This is a genomic window from Gemmobacter sp. 24YEA27, assembly GCF_030052995.1.
Classification (GTDB): Bacteria; Pseudomonadota; Alphaproteobacteria; order Rhodobacterales; family Rhodobacteraceae; genus Pseudogemmobacter.
Genome location: NZ_JASJPW010000003.1, coordinates 135,021 through 150,103, shown reverse-complemented (window position 1 = coordinate 150,103; position 15,083 = coordinate 135,021). Strand labels below are relative to the sequence as shown.

Here is a 15,083-nt window from a genome sequence, read left to right as displayed (position 1 = left end):
CCGGCATCTCACGCCGGCAGCAGTTCCGGATCGCTGACCTCCGCGACGCGATGCGCGGCCGCCGGATGACCAGGGCCAAGCTGCGCATCCCGGCCGGGAAAGAGCTTTTCGCGCAAGGTGCCGGGCGCATAATCGCTTTGCGCCAGCCCGCGCTGGCGCAGGACCGGCATCACATGTTGCGCGAAATCGGCAAAGCTGCCCGGCAGGGTCTGATAAGCGATATTCACCCCATCAATCCCGGCGTCACGCCATTCCGCCAGCCGGTCCGCGATGGTCTCGGGCGAGCCGATGATGCGGCCATTATAGCTCATCGCCGTGCTCAGATCGCGCAGCCGCACCACCTTGCCGGGATTGGCCTCTTCGACAAAGGTGGTGAAGCCCTGCAGCCCTTCGATCTTCAGCTCGCGCACCGGCTGATCTGGGTCCAGCCTTGCGAAATCCACGCCCAGATCCCGCCCGACATGGGCCGAGAGCGCGTCGAAATTCACCCAGTCATCGGCTTCGCGCGCCTTGCGCTGCGCCTCTTCATCGGTCGAGCCGATCACGAAAGACAGCCCCTGGAAGAACAGGATATCGCCGGGCGCGCGGCCATGGGCGGGCAACTGGCTGTTGATATCCGAAATCGCCCGCCGCGCGCCATCCGGCGTCAGGGCCACGATAAAAGTCGCCTCGGCATGGGCGGCGGCAAAGGCGCGCCCGCTGGGCGATGAGCCGGCCTGGACCAGAAACGGCGTGCGCTGCGGCGAAGGAGTCGAACTATGCACGCCCTTGATACGGTAGCGCGGCCCCTGGTGATGAATGTCATGCACCAGGGCCGGATCGGCGAAACGGCCCGCCGACCGGTCTTTCAGCAGCGCGCCCTCCTGCCAGGAGCCTTCCCAAAGCTTATAGGTGGCCTCGACATAATCCTGCGCCCAGGCATAGCGATCATCATGCCGCGTAAGCCCGTCATGGCCGAAGAGATCCGCCGAGGCCTTATTGGCCGAAGTGACGATGTTCCAGCCGACGCGGCCTTTCGTGTAATGGTCCAGCGTCGAGACGCGGCGGGCGAATTCGACCGGATGCGCCTGGATGATCGACGAGGTGAACATCAGCCCAAGATGTTCGGTCGCAGCCGCCAGCGCGCCCACCAGGATTGACGGATCATTTGAGGGGAAATGTATGCCCTGTTCGATATAGATGTCGCGGCTGTTGTCATAGACCGGATCGACGCCCAGCACATCGGCCAGAAACAGCCCGTCAAACCGCGCCTCTTCCAGCAGCCGGGCGAGATCAGTCCAGACCTTCAGGTCGTTGAAATCGACCTGACGACTATCGGGATGGCGCCAGTAGCCATGATAGACATGCGACAGGGCATTCATGCAGAAGGCATTGAAAATCAGTCTCTTGGTCATCTTAAGGTCCGGGGTTGAGGCAGAACAGGGGGCTCAGGCGCGACATTTCGCAACCCGACAGAGCCCCGGGCCTGGCCTCATTGCCAAGAGGAAAGACATCTTGCCTCGGCTGAAAATTGCGGGCGTGGGGGCGCTGCGGGTCAGTGCCGCTTTGATGCGATGAATATAGCTGTCGGCACGGGTATTTGATTTCAAATACAGGGTCGGTGCCGCAGTGCAGAGACCAAAGCCGGGCATTCAGGCAGGCAGGATTTTCTGTTTGCGGCGGCCGGGAAGCTGCCCCGGCATAGAGTACTGTGATGCATTGGCCCGCAGCTGCCCGCGCGGCCCCTGTGCTGGACGGGTGCCGGGATCAGACCCCCGGCACCACGCATGTTCAGGCAGGCGCCGCAGCCGGGGCGCGGACACCGAGCGCGATCAGCAGACCGGCAAGAACCAGCAGCACCCCGCCGAAAGCATAGACTCCGTTCGCCCCGGTCGTGTCGTAAATAACGCCGCCACTTGCCGCACCAAGCGCGATGGCGAACTGGATCGCGGCCACGATCAGCCCCCGGCGCTTTCGGCGTCATCCGGCGCGATCCGCGTGTTCCAGGTCGTCCAGGCCACCGGCACCCCGCCAAAGGCCATGCCCCAGAGCGCGATCAGCGCAAGACTCAGCAGCGATGCAGTATGAAGGCCCGACAGAACCAGCGCGCAGACCCCGGCGATCAGTGGCATGGCAAAAAGCGTGAAGCTGACACTGCGTTTCAGAAGCGGCCCGGCCAGCAATGTCCCGATGAAATTCGCCACACCAAAGCCCAGCAGAAAGGTCGTGAGCCAGCCGACACTCGCGCCGAGCGCGGTCTCGATAAACGGCCGGATAAAGGTGAAAAGCGCGAACTGGCCGGTGAAGACCAGGGTGACGCAGAAGATCCCCTGCCAGACGCCCGAGCGCAACAGAACGCGGAAGATAGTGCCGATGCTTGCGCTTCCGGTCGCGGCCATCGCGGGCAGGGTCCGCCATTGCAGCAAAAGCCCGATGGCACCGAACCCTGCCGACCAGAGGAACACCGCGCGCCAGCCGACCAGTGCGCCAAGCCAGCTGCCCAGCGGTGTCGACACAACCGTCGCCAGCGAGACGCCGGCAAAGATCAGCGACAGCGCTTTTGGCACATCCGCCCCGGCACCAGCCGCATCGCGGTCGCGGCCGACATGGTCCAGAACCCGCCAATCGCCACGCCAAGCAAAAGCCGCCCGGCCAGCAGGGTCGGGAAATTAAGCGCGGTCGCCACCAGAAGGTTCGACACGACCAGCAGGACCGAAAAGCTCAGCAGCACATGCCGCCGGTCTATTCCCCGCGTCAGCGTTGCGATCAAAAGTCCGGTGAAAAGCGCGACCACTGCGGTCGCCGTCACGCCCTGGCCGGCCAGGCCCTCGCTGATCTGCAGGTCCTCTGCCATGGGTGTAAGCAGGCTCATCGGCAGGAATTCGGCGGTGATCAGGCCAAAGACGCCGACGCACAGCGCGTAGACGGCGCACCAGCGCGGGGTGATCCGGTCGGGGCCGGCGGGAGGGTGAGCGATCCGTGCATCTGTCAAAGCTTTCGAAGGTCAGTCGGGACTGGTGGTCTATCCTTCCTGATGCGGACGATCTATGATGGCATGTCCGCAATTTTTGATCAGGCGTCCGACATGCTCGACCGATCCCCGAATGCCACGCTGCCGATGGCCGGCACCAGCACCCCTGATATGATGAGCGAGCTGTTGATGGGCATGCGGCTCAATGGCATCAGCTATCGCCGGATGCAGCTGTCGGCCCCTTTTGGCATCGGCTTCGGCGGCGCGCCGGGCAAGGCGCAGCTGCATTTCGTCGCGCGGGGCGAGGCCTGGCTGGTGATCGACGGCACGCCGCGCCACATTGGCTGTGGCGATGCGGTTTTCCTGCCACGCGGCACCGGACATGCGCTGGTCTCACAGCCGGGGCGCCGCTGCGCGACCTTGCCGATTTCGCCAGCGCGCCGATCTGTGACGCGGTGGATGAGATCAAAAGCTGCGATCAGGCGGCCTGCCGCAGCCAGGATGTGATCCTGTTCAGCGGCTGTATGGATCTTGATCTTGGCACCATGCTGCCGCTGATCGGCATGATGCCCGAGGTGATGCAGCTGAGCCAGCTTGCCGACCGTCAGCCCGAAATCCTTCCGGTACTGGAGGCTATGGAGCGTGAGGCCCGCACCCGGCGCGCGGGCTTTGCCGGCATCCTTGCGCGGCTCGCCGATGTGGTCGCGGCCTCGATCATCCGGGGCTGGGTCGAAAGCGGCTGCGGCAGCGCCTCGGGCTGGGTCGAGGCTTTGCGCGATCCGAAACTTGGCCGGGTGCTGCTGGCTTTGCACCGCGATCCGGGGCGGGCCTGGACGGTCGCCACGATGGCCCATGAGATGGGCGCCTCGCGCTCGGTCTTTGCCGAACGGTTCCTCGCGGTGACCGGCCTGACGCCGATCCGCTATATCACCGATCTGCGGATGCGGCTGGCCGGGCAATGGATCGCACAGGGCGGGATCGGGATCGAAGAGGCGGCGCATCGTCTGGGCTACAGTTCACAGGCCGCCTTCAGCCGCGCCTTCAAACGCGCAACGGGGCAGCCGCCTGGCCTTGCCCGCCTTGCGGTGAAACAGGCCTGACCCAGGGATCAGCCCGGACCAATCCGCAGCGCGAGCGCCGCGACCTCGCTTTGCCGATGGGCGCCGGTTTTCCCGAGGATCGCCTTGAGGTGAAACCGCACCGTCTCGCGCGAGACCCGCAACAGGCCCGCGATCCGGTCGAGGTCGTGGCCATGCCCGATCAGCGCCATGACCTGCGCCTCGCGCGGGGTCAGATCGAACACCGCGCGCAAAGCCGCGGCTGAGGTCTGCGGCGTGGCGGAAAGATCCACCAGCGTCAGGAGCGCCCCTTCCACGCCAAAGGCCCCGATCATCGCCCCATGATAGGGTGCGGCACGCAGGATCAGCGGCGCGACGCCCTCATCGCCGGGCAGCATCAGGGGGCCAGGGTTGTGACCGAGGGACAGGCTCGACTGTGCGGCGGCATCGATCATCCCGGCCAGCGCCGACTGGCGGCCGGGGTCACTGGCCACCAGACGCCCCGCACTGACCCGGAGCGCGCTATGCGACAGACGGTCGAAACAACCGTTGGAAAACAGCACCTTCCCCCAGCCGTTCACGATCAGCGCCGGCGTGCCCGCCTGGTCAAGCCCCTGCAAAATGCCACCGGCCCGGACATGGGCCACCTTGCGCGCAAGGTCGGCCGCATTGCGCAGATGCGGCAGGAGCTGCGCGAGTTTTGCCAGGTCATGATCGTCAAAAAGGCCCTGCGCCTCGGTTCGCTGCAACGAGAGCGCGACATAATTACGGGTCGGGTCTATAGCCAGGGACGCGGCACAGAACCAGGGCACCCCGGCAGACCGCGCGAAACCGGCATAATAGCGGCTGCGGTCGATCTCTGCCCTGGAAAACAAAAGCTGATCTGTCACCACCTCATGCGCGCTGACATAGCGCTGTGCGGCGATGGTACGGGCATCGCACAGATGCCAGTTCTCCTCGAAGAACTGCTGCAGCACCGGCTCCATCCCCTTTGAATGCGGCAGGGCACCTTTCACAAAGGTCGCGGCGGGCAGAATGGCACCGCGCGCATTGAAGGCCTGGGTGATCAGATCCAGCGCTTCTGCCCAAAGGTCGGAATTCAGCGCCGCCGCATAGAAGCGGGCCACAACCTCGGGCAGTTCGGCAACGGCACTGGTCATCAAGGTCTCCCGACCTGGAAATCCGCGGCGACACAATCCCGGCGCGCTTCACGGTGACATTCTCGCAGGGCGGGCCGTTTGCGGGTCTGGAATTCCATCATCCTACCCGAACGGGGGAGGATTTCCACAAAAGCCTGTCGCTAGCTGGGGCCGAGGCGAAATGGAGGATCTGATGGCATTTTATATTCCTGTCCGGGGCCGGGTTGCAGCCCTGGCGCTGAGCGCAACGCTGGCTCTGGCGGTCATGATCCCAGGCGCGGCACGGGCCGAAACCCAGAGGCTGAGCAGCGGGCCGGATGGCGAGGTCATTTTCGTCACGCCATCGGGGAATATCGGCTGCATCTATATCCCGGCGGGCGGCACTTCGGTTTATGAAAGTGCCGATGGTCAGGCCGAACTGCAATGCGACCGGGTCGAGCCGAGCTATGTCACAGTGATCCTTGGCGCGAAAACCAGGGCAAAGCGGATTAACGAGCCGGGCGAACAGGGCTGTTGTTCGCTCGATCAGCCGCTGGACTACGGCAACAGCTGGTCGGAGGGACCCTTTACCTGCCTGTCATCAAAAACCGGGCTGACCTGCAGTTCGCGGGCGGGGCACGGGTTCTTCATCAGCAAGGCGAAGATCGAGGTGCATTGATATGAAACGCATCTCTCTGGAGGTGCTGTGCCTCGTGCTGGCTGCCCTTCCACAGGCAGGCTTTGCGCAATCACAGGTATTCGAGCTGCCCCGGATCAATGGCACACTGCTCGACTGGTGCTACAACTGGGGCGCTGAATGTGGCAAACCCGCCGCCGACCGCTTTTGCGTCCTGAACGATTACGCCGAAGCCGTGGATTTCGGCGAAAAGCCGGGGCCGCTCGGCGAGCCGACCATGCTGATCAGCGATGGCCGGCTCTGCGAGGCCGATGATTGCGGCACTTTTGAATATATCGCCTGTGAAGGCAATCCCGGCGCCGTGGCAGACCCCGAGCCAGCTGTCACGACCCGGTTTGAGGCGCCCGCTTTCAACGGGATCCGGCTCGACTGGTGCTATGAATTCGCGGCGCAATGCGGCGAGGCATCGGCGGATCGGTTCTGCTCCTCCCAGGGCTTTGCCGGGGCTTCGGCCTGGCAGATCGAAGAGAATGTCGGCCACAGCATCACGCTTGCGACCGGCAAGGAATGTGTCGCCGGGAAATGCGACGGCTTCACCTATATCGACTGCACGAAGTGAGGAGGCCGGAATGAACCGCCAGACCTGGACGCTGACCGGAGTGGTGGCTCTGCTGCTGGCGGCGGGTGGTGGTGGCCTGTGGCATTACGGGTCACGGACCGCTCCGCCCTCGGCGGAACCTGCAACTCCAGGGGTGACGCAGCCCGCCCCGGCAGAGCCGGCCATGTCGACAGCGCCGCAACCTGCCTCTCTGCCTGCGGCTCAACCCGATCCCCTTCCCGAGACAGACTGGAATGACCCGCTGAACTGGCCACTGACCGTGCCGGTTGGTCCCGATGGCAACGCCCTCCCCCCACGCGCCGACCTTGGCCTGCGCGCGGCGCCGCCGGTGCAAAGCCGGACATCGGCGCTTTTGAAACTGGCCCGCGGCGAGCGCGCCGGCGCGGATCGGCTGATCCTGGCGCGCGGGCCCAGTCCGAAGCCGGGCCCGGTCAGGCTGGAGCCGATCGGCCCGGGAACGCATACCATATCACCCCCGGCTGGTGGCACGGGAGGTGGCGCGAATTACGGCGCCTCTCCGGGGGGCGGCAAGAGCTGGGAGAGCGGCTTCCGCGGCTCTGTCAGCCATGGCGACGGCTCATACGATTACTGGGACGACACCGGCCACTGGCACGGCGATGCCCCGCGCGAGGATGGGTCGCGCGACAGCTGGTATCGCGACAATGACGGCAATATCGACCGGTTCTTCGATATGGGCGATGGCTGGATGTCGCATTACGACCCGAATGGCGACATCGAACTGGCCGGGCCGGACGGCTCGCGCGAGATCGAACATGCCGATGGTTCGCACGAATATATCGACCCGGAGGGCAATCGCAGGATCGATCTGGACCCGGATGAGAACTGGCACAGCAGCAATGGCCCGGCCGGACCCGACGGTGCCGGAAACGGCGGCAAAGGCAGCGCCAGTGGCATTGGCGAGCCACATTTCCTGACCTTTGACGGCACCGGCTTTTCCACCCAGGCTGTGGGCGAATTCGTGCTGGCTACGGGGGTCGCAGGCCAGGAGTTGCAGGCCAGGATTCAGCCCTGGAGGGACAGTCGGTCCGTCAGCGCGATCACCGGTTTTGCGATCCGCGCCGGTGGCGTGGTGATCCAGGTTCTGGCAGATGGCAGCCTGCGCATCGATGGGGCCCTGGCCGGACCGGGCGAGACCCTGCGCTATGACCTGCCGGAAGGCGGCGCGCTTGGCCTCTGGCGCGAAGGCGATGAGATGAAACATGTGGTGCTGATCTGGCCCGATCTCTCGACGCTCTGGGTCGACCGCCACGCGGGATATCTGGATTTTTCAGTGCAATGGCGTCGGGCCGACCCCTCGCGGCGCGGGCTTTTGGGGCTGGATGATGGCGATGCTGCAAATGATCTGTCCGGCCGTGACGGCGCCCTGGCTTTGGCCGGTGATGCCACACAGCTTGCGGGCTTTGTCGACGGCTGGCGGGTGAGCGATGAGGAATCGCTGTTCTCTTATGCGGATGACGAGGGAACGGCGGATTTCACCGACCGCAGTTTCCCCTATGAGGCGCCGGCGCAAATGGCTGCCGACCTCGCGCAAAGCCTTTGCGGGGGGGTCAGTCATCCCTTCCTGCATGAGGCCTGCCTCTTCGATGTCGCCGTCACCGGCGAAGAGAGCTTTGCCCGATCCGCGAGCGCGGCAGAGAAACGGCTGACAATTCTCACGCCAAAAGACGCGCCATTCGCCCCCGCAGATGGGGTCTGCAAGACAGAGGGCGACGACATCACCACCGCCACCACGCCCGAAGGGGGCACAATCGAAGCGACCACGACCGCCACCGCCCCCGCCTCTACCGCATTGAAACAAATGGCGGAATTACGGTGATGACACAGGCGGGCATCTCCTGGTCAGGCGCCTATGCCGAGGGTCTGCCGGGCTATTGCCTCTTTGATGCGACCGGCGCGACGATCATCCCGCTCACTCATTCCGGCAGCGATTCCTCGTTCTCGCGCAATGACCAGGGCGATATCCCGGCTGGCATTTACTACCTGAAAGTGGTCGGCACAGGCGAGACACGGCTGAGCGTGGTGACCGGCCCGTGAGGTCCTTGCTGAAAGATCGAAAGACCAAAGCCATGCGCCTGACATCCCCGCATGTTGCCGCTGCGATTCATCTGCCGGCCCTGTTCGCAGCGCATGTGAAAGCCGCAGCCCGCGCGCCGGCCTGAGGTAAGGACTATCAGGCTGGTGTGACCACAACAGATCGTCTTTGGTCTGGATTTCCGGCGCCCGCTCATGGCATCTGGGGCGAAGATCCTGGATGTAAATGCAATGGTGTTTTCCTTTCTGAGACGCGCCGCCGCCCCTGCCCGCAGGCGCGCCTTGAGCGCGGCCGGGCCTGCGACCATCCGTCCGGGCCTGCTAACGCCCTGCCCGGACGAACCGGTCTGCCTTCTGGGCGACCTGCACGGCCGCAGCGATCTGCTGAAACGTTTTCTGACCCTGCGGGACGCACATTTCCCCAATGCCCGCATCATCTTTCTGGGAGATATGATCGATCGTGGCCCGGACAGCGCAGGGGTTCTGACACTTGTGCGCGAAGAGGTCGCGAAAGGCGCCATCGCACTTTCGGGAAATCATGAGGCGATGTTTCTCGATTTTCTCGACCAGCCGGAAAAGGGCCTCTCCTGGCTGAAACATGGCGGGGTCGAGATGCTGGCGAGCTTTGGGCTGGAACCCGACCGGCCCGAGGCCCTTTGCGACGGCATCCGGACCAGGCTGGGCGAAGACATGATCGCCTGGCTGCGGGCCCTGCCGCTATACTGGCAAAGCGGCACTCTGGCCGCGGCCCATGCCGGGATGGACCCGCAGCGTCCGGTCACCGATCAGGAGCCGCAGGTGCTGCAATGGGGGCACCGGGAATTCGGCCGCATCCTGCGGCGCGACGGGATCTGGGTCGCGCATGGCCATACGGTGATGGACCGTGCCTTTGCCCATGCCGGCCGGATCGCACTGGATACCGGCGCCTATGCGACCGGCCGGCTGAGTTTCGCGGTGATCGACCCTGACCTGCCCGAAACCGAACGGCTGATGATCGCCGTCACCCCGTAATCCGGCGGATCCTGACCGCTTGCGCGGCTTATGGCCCCGTCGTTCAGAACCGGCCTCTCAAAGGTGGTGGCGCTTGACGAAATCGCCACGGCTGCCACTCAGGAAGGTGAAATCCACACGCGTATCCGCCGCAGTCAAGCTGGCGATATAGAGCCCGCATAGCCCTGTTTCACCATCTCTGTGACAGGGATGCCGGGCGCGGCGCAGCAGTTAATATACGGCGATACAGACCTGGAGCTCAGGGACCCGTCGGTTGACGTCTTGTGCCATGAGGCGCAGCCCCGGCACTTCCCTTCTCCCCGGCCACCGTAATTTTGCCCTGAATAAACTCGGTCACCAGCGCTGTCTTAAGCTTCACTGTCCCGAGTTTGATGCTGTCACCCATGGTCACACTCGTCGCTTGTCTTATGGTCCGTGCCGGGCCGGACGTTGGTTTGGCTTGCCACGGGGATTTGTTAAGAACCTCGATGTCAGTGGGGATCGGATCGAAGATCGCCTGGGTCTTCAGGACCGCAACATAGTCGGATCGTCCTCACCCTTCTTGAGGCCTGAACGGAATGAAGGGCGTCGGGCCCGCATGGCAAGCCGGGGAGAGAAGAATATGGGAGGAATTGTCAGCATCGACGTTTCTGAGGCAAACCCTCGTGCAGGCCACGACGTGGCAAACTGCGGGGAGCCGCCACGCCATACGCCCCGATTGGTTTGCCTGGCCGAAAAATTTGAGACATAAAGGATCGCAGCTGGATGTGAGAATGAACATGGCCGATCCCGTCGAAGACCGTGAACTCGCCCGACAAAGGTTGCGGCTTTGGGTCTCGATGCTGAAATCAGTCCGCAGCATCGAGACCGAATTGCGGGGCCGTCTGCGCAGCAGTTTTGACACCACACTGCCCCGGTTCGATGTGCTCGCGGCGCTGCATGCCGCACCGCAGGGGCTGACGATGACGGATCTGTCACAGCAGCTTATGGTGTCGAATGGCAATGTCACCGGCATTGTGGACCGGCTGGTCGCGGATGGTATGGCGCTGCGGCAGAACGAAGAAACGACCGCCGTGCCTTTCGCATCTCGCTGACCGAGGCCGGGCGCGCAAAAATGACGGGGATGCTGGAGCAGCATCACCGCTGGATCGACGAGTTTTTCGCGGCTATCCCCGAACATGACCTTGCGCGGGGCATCGCGATCATGATGGACCTGCGCCACAGCTGTGGCCGCGCGGTCTGAGATCGCGTGCGCGAAGCCCGGTCAGAACTGTCGTCTCTTCCCCGTATGCGGCAAGATGGCAAATATTTTACGCGCCCATATAATTTAAGCTTGAAGTAGTTTAACTACATTTCGCATGATACTCACAGGCTCATGATCGCGGAGACCGCCATGCCTGGCGCGACGGCTCATACTGACGGCTTTACCAGTGATGATCTGCTGACCGAACCCGGTATGCCGGTCTTCCTGCCTAGTACCTCCATATATCCCGAACATCTCGATGCATCGGTCGAACTGACAGGCCAGATGGTGGAAAGGGGTGCAGGCGACCGGACCCGGCCCTGCCCGCTGAAGCGCACCTTTGAAACACCCATTGAAAGGATTACCGATGTGGTATCACATCTCTGACTGGAACGCAGTCTACGACAATGCGCCCAATATCCCGCGCGGCGCAGACTGGCCGGGTGTCTGGGTCGAGCCGGCGGCGGCATTTCGTGCAGACATGGCTGCAAAAGGCCTGCTGGAGGCGGATCTGCGCTACGGCCCCGGCGCGCGGCAGGTCTTTGACCTGTTCCGCCCGCCACCCAGCCGAAGGGGCTTGTTGTCTTCGTGCATGGTGGTTTCTGGATGGCGCTCGACAAGAGCTATTGGTCACATCTTGCTGCCGGGCCGCTGGCGCAGGGCTATGCAGTCGCAATCCCGAGCTACACACTGGCGCCGAGGCCAGGATCCGCACGATGACGCAGGAGATCGGCGCCGCGATCACGGCGGCTGCGGCGAAAATCGCGGGCCCACTGCGACTGGTGGGCCATTCAGCGGGCGGCCATCTGGTGACGCGGATGGTCTGCGAGGATACGCCGCTGGCGCCGGAGCTGCGCGACAGGATCGCGGCGGTGCTGTCGATTTCAGGGCTGCATGACCTGCGGCCCATGCGCAATATCTGGCGCAATGCGACGCTTGCAATTGACGCGGAAGAGGCGGTCTCGGAAAGCCCGGCCTTGCAGTTGCCCCTGGCAGGAACGCGGCTGACGGCCTGGGTCGGCGCGATGGAGACCTCGGAATTCCTGCGCCAGAATGCGCTGATTGCGAATATCTGGGCCGGGCTCGGCGTGGCCACAAGGGCGGTGGTCGAGCCAAATCGCCACCATTTCAATGTGACCGACGGGCTGGCGCAGCCGGATCATCCGCTGGTCGCGGCGCTGCTGGATCTGCCGGCCTGAGGGAGTGCTATTTGAAAAGCCCGGCCACACGGCCGGGCTTTCGCGTTTCGATCAGAGGCTTGCCACCGGCAGCCGCCGCTTTGCGCATAGCGTCATCAGCACGATGAAGAACAGCGCTTCGGCAATGACAAAGGCGGTGAAAGCCATCGGAAAACCGCCGCTGCCGCGAATGATCACCCCCATGATTGTGGGCGCGACAAAGCTCGACAGGATGCCGAAGACCTCGGCATAGCCGATCGCAGCCGAAGCCAGCGCAGGGGCGTAAGTGTCCGAGATCAGTGCAAAGATCGCGCCGCCGCCGATCACGGCAATGCCGCTGATCGCCGCCATAAGGACCAGAACCGCAAAGGGCAGCGCCCAGAGCGTTGCGGCCAGAAACATCAGGCCGGTGAGGATCGCCATGATGACCGAGACACGGATCAGCTTCAGCTTGTCGCCTTTGTCGGCCATAAGCCCGCCTATCACCAGAAAGACCACCTGCGACAGGCCCATCAGCGTGCCGATCAGCGCGGCGCTGGCCTCGGGCATTGCCTGATGCGAGATAAAGGCCGGCACGACCCAGGTGGCCGTGCCCGCGATGGCAAAGGTGCAGGACGCGATGCCGAAGCCCGCGATATAGACCCAGGGCTTGCGGAAGATCGAGGCGAGCTCCGGTCTATCGGGTTTGGCGGCTCGCCAGACCATCTGAACCCGGAAAAGGCTGACCCAAGCGCCGCCGGGCCGGGTTTGGCAAACAAAAGCACCAGCGCCGCCGCGAGTGCGGTGCCGCAGGTCAGGATCGCAAAGAAATTGCGCCAGCCATAGCTGATGGTCAGCGGAATCCCGATGGCGAAATCCAGCGTGATCGCAAGGCTATAGGCCGCAAGGATCAGACCGACCACCAGCCCTCGCCGCGCCGGCGGGAACCAGGCCAGCAAAAGCTTCATCACCCCGATAAAGACGCCCGCGTCGAAAAAGCCGATGATCAGCCGCAGCGTCAGCAATTGCCCATAGCTTTGCACATAGATCTGCAGACCCATGCCGATGGTGGTGCCGATCAGCCCGGTCAGCAACATCGCCCGCGCCGACCAGTCGCGGCTGAGCGCCGACCAGACCACCATGCCAAGCCCGTAGGTCAGTGCGAAAATGCCCTGGGCAAAGCCGGCCTGGGCCTCATCCAGCCCGAGATCGGGCGAGAGGAAGGGCAGAACGGCGGCCAGACCATACCAGTCCGCCGCCAGCATGATCTCGCAAAACAGCCCGAGCGCCAGCACACCCCATTGCCAGCGCCTGATCCTTGCCTGATCAGGCGGGGCAAGATTGTCCCATGTTGTCATTTCATCAGTCCCTGTTGGTTTTTGTTTTTTTCGCCGGGTTCAGGCCGCCCCCCCTCCCGCCCCGGCGCGGGAGAGGGCGCCGGGGTCAGGCCCCGGCGGGTGGCGGCAGGAAGTGGATATTGTGCAGCGCGGCCAGGCGCACCACTTCGGCCGGGTCCGGCACCTGATGGATCGCCTCGAAAAGCGCGCGCAGATCACGGGTCGGGGCGACCCAGAACAGGCAGGTGGCTTCAGCGCCCGAGAGGTTGAAGATCCCATGCGGGATGCCACGCGGCATCACCACCAGATCGCCGGGTCCGGCCTTTTGTTCGGTATCCCTGAGGCGGATGGTGTATTCGCCGCTCAGAACATAGACGAATTCATCCTGATCGGGATGGATATGGGGCGGAACGAAGGTGCCGGCCGGAAAGATCGCATGCCAGGCCATGCTGTCAGGCCCGGCCTGTTTCAGCGTATAGGTCTGGCCGAGAATGTTCCAGGTCACGCCCTCCCAGGCGCCCGATTGCGCGGTGATGCCGCCGGGCATGGCGGCGCTTGCGCGGGCGAGGAAACCGGTCACGAGGCCGGCGCTTTCAGGCGTTTCTTCCAGGACGAGGTGACCGGTCGCCGGGACCAGCGCCAGTTCGGCCCCGGGCAGCTGTCCCAGCCAGTCCTGTGCCTGGCCGGTCGGTCGCAACCGGTCTTCTGCCCCCCAGAGCAGCAGAACCGGCATCGTCAGACGCCAGAGCCTGCGTGCCAGATCCGGGTTCCCTTCGGGATGGGGTGCCGAGAGTTTCAGAAAGCCGCCAACCTCGCGCCCGAGGGCCGCATCGAAAGCCGGATCCGGTGCGGCAGGGAACAGCGGCAGGATCTTTGCCGGGTCATGTGCCAGATAGGCCGGCAGCTCGGGCGGGGTGATCGAGGTCATCGCCGGTGCGGGAGCGGCCTCGCTGATCAGACCGGCCGGCGCGATCAGCACGAGGCCCGAGACCCGCCCGGGCTGACGCACCGCGAATTCCGCCGCGATCCAGCCGCCAAGCGAAAAGCCCGCCAGCGCGAATTGCTCCATCTTCAGCGCGTCAAACAGCGCCATGTAATGGAAGACCATATCCTCGATGGTCGTGATGCCTGGCGCATCCTCGCTGAGGCCAAAGCCGGGATGGAAGGGGATGACCACCCGATGCGTGGCCGCCCAGTGGCGTGCGGCCTCGAACCCTGTAAAGGTGCCGGTGCCATGCAGAAAGACGAGATCGGGCCCTTGCCCGAGGGTCAGAACGGCAGTGCGGATGCCATTCACGACAAGATCCTGCCGGGCAAAACCGGCGATCTGATTTGAGAGCGGGTCAGACATGTCTGCTCCTGTGATATTGGTGGGGCCGCGCCTCAGGCGGCGCAGCGGATTTCGCGCAAGGATGCGGCGAGCTGGGCCACGCCGGTTTCGAGCCGTTGCGCCAGTGCCCCGGTCGGAGCGCCGTCCGCGTCGAGTTCCGGCGCGCAGGCATAGACTGCCGTGGGCATGGTCAGCGCCTCAAAGAAGCCAAAAAGCGGGCGCAGCTGATGTTCGACCACCAGCGCATGGCGCAAGCCCCCACCGCAGGCCGTGATCAGCACCGGGCGGCCTTTCAGGACACCCGGCGGGATCTGGTCGAAGAGATGCTTGAAGAGCCCCGGATAGCCGCCCTGAAACACCGGGCAGCCGATGATCAGCGCGGGCGCCGCCTCTATCCGCGCGATCAGAGCCTGGGCGTCAGCGCCCATCTCCTCGCGACGAAAGGCGGCAATGCCGGGCCGGCATCCAGCAGATCGCAGGTCTCGGCCCCGATCCCGTGTAAGCGGTCCAGCCGGTCGACCGCCGCCTCAATGAGGCGGCGCGGGCTGGCGGGGCGCCAGCTTGTTGCGGAAAACGCGAGGACGGGGGGCAC

The 15,083-nt window shown here is 64.2% G+C and carries 21 protein-coding genes; 11 read left to right on the top strand and 10 right to left on the bottom strand.

Annotation, left to right across the window (positions count from 1 at the left end):
• Window positions 1-8: 8 nt before the first annotated feature.
• From QNO18_RS20805 to QNO18_RS25805, 4 genes are all read right to left on the bottom strand, one after another.
• Window positions 9-1,394 (bottom strand): NtaA/DmoA family FMN-dependent monooxygenase, encoded by a 1,386-nt coding sequence (locus QNO18_RS20805; RefSeq protein ID WP_283179431.1) that lies wholly within the window; start codon window positions 1,392-1,394, stop codon window positions 9-11.
• Window positions 1,395-1,770: 376 nt separating this feature from the next.
• Window positions 1,771-1,935, bottom strand: coding sequence for a hypothetical protein (locus tag QNO18_RS20800; RefSeq protein ID WP_283179430.1), 165 nt, complete (start codon window positions 1,933-1,935; stop codon window positions 1,771-1,773).
• 2 nt (window positions 1,936-1,937) lie between these two features.
• Window positions 1,938-2,546: an MFS transporter gene (locus tag QNO18_RS20795; protein WP_349293918.1), complete on the bottom strand. Its 609-nt coding sequence runs from the start codon at window positions 2,544-2,546 to the stop codon at window positions 1,938-1,940.
• A complete protein-coding gene (locus QNO18_RS25805; protein ID WP_349293917.1) occupies window positions 2,525-2,971 on the bottom strand; it encodes an MFS transporter in 447 nt (148 codons plus the stop codon). The genes QNO18_RS20795 and QNO18_RS25805 overlap by 22 nt, the downstream gene beginning before the upstream one ends.
• A gap of 93 nt (window positions 2,972-3,064) precedes the next feature.
• On the opposite strand from QNO18_RS25805, the gene QNO18_RS20790 reads away from it, so the two are divergent.
• Both QNO18_RS20790 and QNO18_RS20785 read left to right on the top strand, forming a co-directional pair.
• The gene (locus tag QNO18_RS20790; RefSeq protein ID WP_283179429.1) at window positions 3,065-3,457 is read left to right on the top strand and encodes a cupin domain-containing protein; all 393 of its coding nucleotides are present in this window, start codon (window positions 3,065-3,067) and stop codon (window positions 3,455-3,457) included.
• On the top strand, window positions 3,406-4,050 hold the full coding sequence (locus QNO18_RS20785; protein ID WP_283179428.1) for an AraC family transcriptional regulator: 645 nt from the start codon (window positions 3,406-3,408) through the stop codon (window positions 4,048-4,050). Before QNO18_RS20790 ends, QNO18_RS20785 begins: the two co-directional genes overlap by 52 nt.
• Window positions 4,051-4,058: 8 nt before the next feature.
• Here QNO18_RS20785 and QNO18_RS20780 read toward each other — a convergent pair whose 3' ends face one another.
• On the bottom strand, window positions 4,059-5,168 hold the full coding sequence (locus QNO18_RS20780; RefSeq protein WP_283179427.1) for a helix-turn-helix transcriptional regulator: 1,110 nt from the start codon (window positions 5,166-5,168) through the stop codon (window positions 4,059-4,061).
• 172 nt (window positions 5,169-5,340) lie between these two features.
• Between QNO18_RS20780 and QNO18_RS20775 the strand changes: the two genes are divergently transcribed.
• The 9 genes from QNO18_RS20775 (at window position 5,341) to QNO18_RS20735 (ending at window position 11,866) form a co-directional block, all read left to right on the top strand.
• Window positions 5,341-5,805: a hypothetical protein gene (locus QNO18_RS20775; RefSeq protein WP_283179426.1), complete on the top strand. Its 465-nt coding sequence runs from the start codon at window positions 5,341-5,343 to the stop codon at window positions 5,803-5,805.
• A gap of 1 nt (window position 5,806) precedes the next feature.
• Window positions 5,807-6,382, top strand: coding sequence for a hypothetical protein (locus tag QNO18_RS20770; protein WP_283179425.1), 576 nt, complete (start codon window positions 5,807-5,809; stop codon window positions 6,380-6,382).
• A gap of 10 nt (window positions 6,383-6,392) precedes the next feature.
• Window positions 6,393-8,219 (top strand): hypothetical protein, encoded by a 1,827-nt coding sequence (locus tag QNO18_RS20765; protein ID WP_283179424.1) that lies wholly within the window; start codon window positions 6,393-6,395, stop codon window positions 8,217-8,219.
• Window positions 8,219-8,437, top strand: a complete 219-nt coding sequence (locus QNO18_RS20760; RefSeq protein WP_283179423.1) for a hypothetical protein — start codon at window positions 8,219-8,221, stop codon at window positions 8,435-8,437. Before QNO18_RS20765 ends, QNO18_RS20760 begins: the two co-directional genes overlap by 1 nt.
• A 279-nt stretch (window positions 8,438-8,716) precedes the next feature.
• Window positions 8,717-9,445 carry a metallophosphoesterase gene (locus QNO18_RS20755; RefSeq protein WP_283179422.1) on the top strand — a complete coding sequence of 243 codons (729 nt, stop codon included), beginning with the start codon at window positions 8,717-8,719 and terminating at the stop codon, window positions 9,443-9,445.
• 758 nt (window positions 9,446-10,203) lie between these two features.
• Window positions 10,204-10,518 carry a MarR family transcriptional regulator gene (locus QNO18_RS20750; RefSeq protein ID WP_283179421.1) on the top strand — a complete coding sequence of 105 codons (315 nt, stop codon included), beginning with the start codon at window positions 10,204-10,206 and terminating at the stop codon, window positions 10,516-10,518.
• 20 nt (window positions 10,519-10,538) lie between these two features.
• On the top strand, window positions 10,539-10,667 hold the full coding sequence (locus tag QNO18_RS20745; protein ID WP_283179420.1) for a hypothetical protein: 129 nt from the start codon (window positions 10,539-10,541) through the stop codon (window positions 10,665-10,667).
• Window positions 10,668-10,817: 150 nt separating this feature from the next.
• Window positions 10,818-11,054 (top strand): hypothetical protein, encoded by a 237-nt coding sequence (locus tag QNO18_RS20740; RefSeq protein WP_283179419.1) that lies wholly within the window; start codon window positions 10,818-10,820, stop codon window positions 11,052-11,054.
• 329 nt (window positions 11,055-11,383) lie between these two features.
• The gene (locus tag QNO18_RS20735) at window positions 11,384-11,866 is read left to right on the top strand and encodes a hypothetical protein (RefSeq protein ID WP_283179418.1); all 483 of its coding nucleotides are present in this window, start codon (window positions 11,384-11,386) and stop codon (window positions 11,864-11,866) included.
• 51 nt (window positions 11,867-11,917) lie between these two features.
• Here the strand turns inward: QNO18_RS20735 and QNO18_RS20730 are convergent, their stop codons facing one another.
• The 5 genes from QNO18_RS20730 to QNO18_RS20705 all read right to left on the bottom strand — a co-directional run bounded on the left by QNO18_RS20730 (window position 11,918) and on the right by QNO18_RS20705 (window position 15,083).
• Window positions 11,918-12,394, bottom strand: coding sequence for an MFS transporter (locus QNO18_RS20730; protein ID WP_349293916.1), 477 nt, complete (start codon window positions 12,392-12,394; stop codon window positions 11,918-11,920).
• A complete protein-coding gene (locus tag QNO18_RS20725) occupies window positions 12,370-13,182 on the bottom strand; it encodes an MFS transporter (protein ID WP_283179416.1) in 813 nt (270 codons plus the stop codon). The genes QNO18_RS20730 and QNO18_RS20725 overlap by 25 nt, the downstream gene beginning before the upstream one ends.
• An 85-nt stretch (window positions 13,183-13,267) precedes the next feature.
• Window positions 13,268-14,512: an alpha/beta fold hydrolase gene (locus QNO18_RS25800; RefSeq protein ID WP_349293915.1), complete on the bottom strand. Its 1,245-nt coding sequence runs from the start codon at window positions 14,510-14,512 to the stop codon at window positions 13,268-13,270.
• Window positions 14,513-14,544: 32 nt separating this feature from the next.
• Window positions 14,545-14,919 carry an NAD(P)H-dependent oxidoreductase gene (locus QNO18_RS20710; RefSeq protein ID WP_283179415.1) on the bottom strand — a complete coding sequence of 125 codons (375 nt, stop codon included), beginning with the start codon at window positions 14,917-14,919 and terminating at the stop codon, window positions 14,545-14,547.
• Complete coding sequence (locus tag QNO18_RS20705) at window positions 14,895-15,083, bottom strand: hypothetical protein (RefSeq protein WP_283179414.1); 189 nt, start codon at window positions 15,081-15,083, stop codon at window positions 14,895-14,897. Before QNO18_RS20705 ends, QNO18_RS20710 begins: the two co-directional genes overlap by 25 nt.